The sequence below is a fragment of the Lapillicoccus sp. genome (assembly GCF_025353065.1).
Lineage (GTDB): Bacteria > Actinomycetota > Actinomycetes > Actinomycetales > Dermatophilaceae > Lapillicoccus.
Genome location: NZ_JANXRJ010000016.1, coordinates 1 through 5,644, shown reverse-complemented (window position 1 = coordinate 5,644; position 5,644 = coordinate 1). Strand labels below are relative to the sequence as shown.

Sequence of the window (5,644 nt, the reverse complement as noted above, 5' to 3'; positions counted from 1 at the left end):
CGCCGAACGTCAAGGTCGACATCCCGCTGCAGGCGTACTTCCGGATCAACACCGAGAACATGGGCCAGTTCGAGCGCACCCTGATCATCGCCGACGAGGGCTCCGACGTGCACTACGTCGAGGGCTGCACCGCGCCGATCTACAAGTCCGACTCGCTGCACTCCGCGGTCGTCGAGATCATCGTCAAGAAGAACGCGCGGGTCCGCTACACGACGATCCAGAACTGGTCCAACAACGTCTACAACCTCGTCACCAAGCGCGCGACCTGCGCCGAGGGCGCGACGATGGAGTGGATCGACGGCAACATCGGCTCCAAGGTGACGATGAAGTACCCCGCCGTCTACCTCCTCGGCGAGCACTCCAAGGGCGAGACCCTGTCCATCGCCTTCGCCGGCGAGGGCCAGCACCAGGACGCCGGGGCCAAGATGGTCCACCAGGCGCCCAACACCTCCTCGACGATCGTCTCGAAGTCGGTCGCCCGTGGAGGTGGCCGCACGTCCTACCGCGGGCTCGTCCAGATCATGGAGGGCGCCACCAACAGCAAGTCGACGGTGCGCTGCGACGCGCTGCTCGTCGACACCATCAGCCGGTCCGACACCTACCCCTATGTCGACGTCCGCGAGGACGACGTGCAGATGGGCCACGAGGCCACGGTATCCAAGGTGTCCGCCGACCAGCTGTTCTACCTCCAGAGCCGCGGGATGACCGAGGAGGAGGCCATGGCGATGATCGTGCGCGGTTTCGTCGAGCCCATCGCCCGCGAGCTGCCGATGGAGTACGCCCTCGAGCTCAACCGGCTCATCGAGCTGCAGATGGAAGGAGCAGTCGGCTGATGCCGCTGTTGGAAAAGACCCAGGGCGCCCCCGGTGGCGTCGTCGCCGCAGCCCATACCGACAGCGCGGAGGCCTTCGTCCCCGACCAGTCCCGCGCCGAGCGCCCGACCTCGTTCGACGTCGCCGACTTTCGTATGCCGTCCGGTCGCGAGGAGGAGTGGCGCTTCACCCCGGTCGACCGGCTGCGCGCCCTCTTCGGCGACACGCCCGGCGACGCCGACGCGATGACGTATGCCGTGTCGGCCCCCGAGGGTGTCACCACCGGCACGCTCGCCCCGGGGCAGGCGCCGCGGGGCACCGCGCTCGTGCCCGCCGACCGCGCCGCGGTCGTCGCCAGCGCCAACACCCTCGAGGGGCTGCACGTCGTCATCAGGGCCGAGGCCGAGCCGACCGAGCCGGTCCGGGTCGTCCTCACCGGCACCGCCGGGCGACGCAGCACCGCGCACCACGTGATCGAGGCGAAGCACCACAGCAAGGCGGTCGTCATCCTCGACCACGAGGGTGGCGGCGAGCACACCGGCAACCTCGAGGTCCTCGTCGGCGACAGCGCCCAGCTGACCGTCGTCAGCGTCCAGCACTGGGACGACGGTGCCATCCACCTCGGCCAGCACGACGCCGTGGTCGGCCGCGACGCGGCATACACGCACATCGTGGTGAGCATCGGCGGCGACATCGTGCGGATCAACACCAACGTGCGCTACGCCGGCCCCGGTGGCCACGCCACCCTCCTCGGCGTCTACTTCGCCGACGCCGGGCAGCACCTCGAGCACCGCAGCTTCGTCGATCACGACGCGCCCAACTGCAAGAGCACCGTGACCTACAAGGGCGCGCTGCAGGGACAGGGGGCCCACACGGTCTGGGTCGGTGACGTGCTCATCCGCGCCGTCGCCGAGGGCACCGAGACCTACGAGCTGAACCGCAACCTCGTCCTCACCGACGGCGCCCGCGCCGACTCGGTGCCCAACCTCGAGATCGAGACGGGCGAGATCGTCGGCGCCGGGCACGCCTCTGCCACCGGGCGATTCGACGACGAGCAGCTCTTCTACCTCCAGGCGCGCGGCATCCCCGAGGCCCAGGCCCGGCGGCTCGTCGTGCGCGGTTTCCTCGTCGACATCATCAACCAGATCCCCGACGAGGCGCTCCGGACCCGCCTGCAGGACGACATCGAGGCCGAGCTGACCGCGGCCGCCGAGGTGGGCGCGGACGTATGAGTGCTGAGCCCATGAACGCGCAGCCCATGAACGCAGAGCCCATGAGTGCTGAGCCACAGGGAGACGCCGGTGACTTCACCGTCGTGTGCCAGGTCGACGACCTCGCCCCCGGGACGGTGTCCCAGGCCGAGGTGGACGGCGTCATCATCGCGCTCGTCCGCGACGCCGACGGGGCCTACCACGCCGTCGACGACCGCTGCAGCCATGCGGACGTCTCCCTCTCCGAGGGCGAGGTCGACGGGTGCACGCTCGAGTGCTGGCTCCACGGCTCGCGCTTCGATCTCGTCACCGGCAAACCCTCCGGCCTCCCGGCGATCACGCCGATCGCCGACTACCCCGTGAAGATCGACGGCGACCAGGTCCTGGTCGCGGTCACCCCGAACCGCTGAGAAGGACACACCAACCCATGACGACACTCGAGATCCACGACCTGCACGTCAGCGTCGACATCGAGGGCGGCACCAAGGAGATCCTCCGCGGCGTCGACCTCACCGTGAAGTCCGGCGAGACGCACGCGATCATGGGGCCCAACGGCTCCGGCAAGTCGACCCTCGCCTACTCCATCGCCGGCCACCCGAAGTACACCGTCACCGGCGGCACCGTGACGCTCGACGGGGAGAACGTCCTGGCCATGGCCGTCGACGAGCGGGCCCGCGCCGGGCTCTTCCTCGCGATGCAGTACCCCGTCGAGGTCCCCGGCGTCACCGTCTCCAACTTCCTGCGCACCGCCAAGACCGCCATCGACGGCGAGGCCCCCAAGCTGCGTACCTGGGTCAAGGACGTCCGGTCGGCCATGGACGAGCTGCGGATGGACCCCGCCTTCGCCGAGCGCAACGTCAACGAGGGCTTCTCCGGTGGCGAGAAGAAGCGCCACGAGATCCTCCAGATGGAGCTGCTGCGCCCGAAGATCGCGATCCTCGACGAGACCGACTCCGGCCTCGACGTCGACGCGCTCAAGGTCGTCTCCGAGGGCGTCAACCGCGCCAAGGCGAGCACCGACGTCGGCGTCCTGCTGATCACGCACTACACCCGCATCCTGCGCTACATCGAGCCCGACTTCGTGCACGTGTTCGTGGACGGCAAGGTCGTCGAGGAGGGTGGGCGCGAGCTCGCGGACCGGCTCGAGGACGAGGGCTACGACCGCTACCTCACGGCAGCCAAGGCCTGATCGTGGTTGCCGTCGTGGCGGGAGCGGAGCCCTTCAGCGGATCGGAGTCGACCGCGATCCGCGCCGACTTCCCGATCCTCGGGCGCACCGTCCGCGACGGAAAACCGTTGGTCTACCTCGACTCCGGAGCCACCTCGCACAAGCCGTGGGTGGTCCTCGAGGCCGAGCGCGAGTTCTACGAGAAGCACAACTCCGCCGTCCACCGGGGAGCCCACCAGCTCTCCGAGGAGGGCACCGAGCTCTACGAGTCGGCGCGGGCGACCATCGCGGCCTTCATCGGTGCCACCGCCGACGAGGTCGTCTTCACCAAGAACGCCACCGAAGGCCTCAACCTCGTCGCCTACGCCTTCTCCAACGCCAGCCACGGTGGAGGCGGCGCCCGGGGTCGGATGCCACAGCCCGACGACGAGATGGCCGCGCGGTTCGTCCTCGCGCCGGGTGACGAGGTGCTGGTCACCGAGATGGAGCACCACGCCAACCTCGTGCCGTGGCAGGAGCTGTGCCGCCGGACCGGGGCGACCCTGCGCTGGATCCCCCTGACACCCGATGGTCGGCTCGACCTCACCGACCTGGACGATCTCCTCACCGACCGCACCAAGGTCGTCGCCTTCACTCACGTCTCCAACGTCCTCGGCACGATCAACCCCGTCCGCGAGATCACCGAGAAGGCCCACGCCGCAGGGGCGCTCGTCGTCCTCGATGCGTGCCAGTCGGTGCCCCACCTCAGCGTCGACGTGACCGAGCTCGGGGTGGACTTCCTCGCCTTCAGCGGTCACAAGCTCTTCGGCCCCCTCGGCATCGGCGTCCTCTGGGGCCGGCCCGAGCTGCTCGACGCGATGCCGACCTTCCTCACCGGTGGCTCGATGATCGAGACGGTGACGATGGAGGGTTCGACCTACGCTCCCGTGCCGCAGAAGTTCGAGGCCGGCGTCCCGATGGCCGCCCAGGCGATCGGCTTCGCGGCGGCGGTGGACTATCTCACCGAGCTCGGCATGGACCGCGTCCTCGCGCACGAGCAGTTCCTCACCGCAGCGCTGCTCGACGGACTCGCGGCGCGTCCATGGGTGCGCGTCGTCGGTCCGCCGACGGCGGCCGAGCGGGGCGCGACGGTGGCCTTCGTCGTCGACGGCGTCCACGCCCACGACGTCGGGCAGGTGCTCGACGACCAGGGCGTCGCGGTCCGGGTCGGGCACCACTGCGCGTGGCCTCTGCACCGCGCCCTCGGCGTCGCGGCGACGACGCGGGCCAGCTTCGCGGCATACAACACCGTGGGTGAGGTCGACGCCTTGCTCGGTGCCCTCGATCTCGTCCCGGCGATCTTCGGGCTCGACCTCGACAGTGTTCCTCGTGCAGCGAGCGACCGTCAGCAGCAACGGGACCGGGAGCAGGTGACCGTCTGATGGATCTTTACCGGGAGCTCATCCTCGAGCACTCGAAGCGGCCGCACCGCGTCGGCCTGCGTGAGCCGTTCGCGGCCGAGGTGCACCACGTCAACCCCACCTGCGGCGACGAGGTGACGCTGCGCCTCGACCTCGACGCCTCGACGGGGGAGGGTGAGCACGCCACCATCCGCGACCTGTCCTACGACGCCCTCGGCTGCTCCATCTCGGTCGCCTCGGCGTCCGTGCTGGCCGCGGAGGTCACCGGCCACAGCGTCAGGGAGGCCCTCGACACCTACGCCGCGATGCACGCGATGCTGACCTCGAAGGGGCAGGACCCGGGCGACGAGGACGCGATCGGCGACGGGGTCGCTTTCGCCGGGGTGGCGAAGTATCCCGCCCGGGTCAAGTGCGCCCTGCTCGGCTGGAGCGCCTTCACCGACGCCCTGGCCCGCAGCGGCATCGACATCAGCGAGACCTCACCGAGCACGAGCAGATTCTCGACCCACGCCACACCGAAGGGCTGACACCAATGACCGACCTGACCGACACCACCAGCACCAGCTCGGCCCCGCCGGCCAACGTCGCCGACGTCGAGGAGGCGCTGCGTGACGTCGTCGACCCCGAGCTGGGGATCAACGTCGTCGACCTCGGTCTGGTCTACGGCGCGCAGATCCACGACGACATCACCGTCACCCTCGACATGACGCTCACCTCCGCGGCCTGCCCCCTGACCGACGTGATCGAGGACCAGACCCGTGCGGCCCTCGAGCCACTCGTCAACGATGTCCGGATCAACTGGGTCTGGATGCCGCCGTGGGGCCCGGACAAGATCACCGACGACGGCCGCGAGCAGTTGCGGGCACTTGGCTTCAACGTCTGACCCACGCCGCCGCTGGGGCGGGTGAGCCGAGTGAGTGCAGTCTATGACCGGATCGGCGTGGGGTACGCCGGCCTGCGCGTCCCTGACCCCCGCTTCGACCAGGCCGTGCAGGCAGCCCTGGGGGACGCTCGCACCGTCGTCAACGTCGGAGCCGGCGCCGGCTCCTATGA

Annotated in this window: 7 protein-coding genes; all 7 read left to right on the top strand. The window is 69.6% G+C overall.

The window, feature by feature from the left end; translation table 11 throughout:
- A partial coding sequence (gene sufB, locus Q0R63_RS01200; RefSeq protein ID WP_295692784.1) for a Fe-S cluster assembly protein SufB occupies positions 1 to 833 on the top strand: 833 nt, incomplete at its 5' end.
- On the top strand, positions 833 to 2,044 hold the full coding sequence (gene sufD, locus Q0R63_RS01195; RefSeq protein WP_295692782.1) for a Fe-S cluster assembly protein SufD: 1,212 nt from the start codon (positions 833 to 835) through the stop codon (positions 2,042 to 2,044). The genes sufB and sufD, both read left to right, overlap by 1 nt.
- A gap of 41 nt (positions 2,045 to 2,085) precedes the next feature.
- Entirely contained in the window at positions 2,086 to 2,433 is a 348-nt protein-coding gene (locus tag Q0R63_RS01190) for a non-heme iron oxygenase ferredoxin subunit (RefSeq protein WP_295692778.1), read from the top strand.
- Positions 2,434 to 2,450: 17 nt separating this feature from the next.
- Positions 2,451 to 3,212 carry a Fe-S cluster assembly ATPase SufC gene (gene sufC, locus Q0R63_RS01185; RefSeq protein WP_295692775.1) on the top strand — a complete coding sequence of 254 codons (762 nt, stop codon included), beginning with the start codon at positions 2,451 to 2,453 and terminating at the stop codon, positions 3,210 to 3,212.
- Between the two features lie 2 nt (positions 3,213 to 3,214).
- Entirely contained in the window at positions 3,215 to 4,612 is a 1,398-nt protein-coding gene (locus Q0R63_RS01180; protein ID WP_295692769.1) for a SufS family cysteine desulfurase, read from the top strand.
- On the top strand, positions 4,612 to 5,118 hold the full coding sequence (gene sufU, locus Q0R63_RS01175; protein ID WP_295692766.1) for a Fe-S cluster assembly sulfur transfer protein SufU: 507 nt from the start codon (positions 4,612 to 4,614) through the stop codon (positions 5,116 to 5,118). The genes Q0R63_RS01180 and sufU overlap by 1 nt, the downstream gene beginning before the upstream one ends.
- Positions 5,119 to 5,123: 5 nt before the next feature.
- Positions 5,124 to 5,474, top strand: coding sequence for a metal-sulfur cluster assembly factor (locus Q0R63_RS01170; protein ID WP_295692763.1), 351 nt, complete (start codon positions 5,124 to 5,126; stop codon positions 5,472 to 5,474).
- Positions 5,475 to 5,644: the final 170 nt, after the last annotated feature.

Excerpts from the sequence above, each read along its gene's own strand:
- sufC (WP_295692775.1), top strand. The coding sequence starts at position 2,451 with ATGACGACACTCGAGATCCACGACCTGCACGTCAGCGTCGACATCGAG.
- Q0R63_RS01190 (WP_295692778.1), top strand. The coding sequence starts at position 2,086 with ATGAGTGCTGAGCCACAGGGAGACGCCGGTGACTTCACCGTCGTGTGC.
- sufU (WP_295692766.1), top strand. The coding sequence starts at position 4,612 with ATGGATCTTTACCGGGAGCTCATCCTCGAGCACTCGAAGCGGCCGCAC.
- sufD (WP_295692782.1), top strand. The coding sequence starts at position 833 with ATGCCGCTGTTGGAAAAGACCCAGGGCGCCCCCGGTGGCGTCGTCGCC.
- Q0R63_RS01170 (WP_295692763.1), top strand. The coding sequence starts at position 5,124 with ATGACCGACCTGACCGACACCACCAGCACCAGCTCGGCCCCGCCGGCC.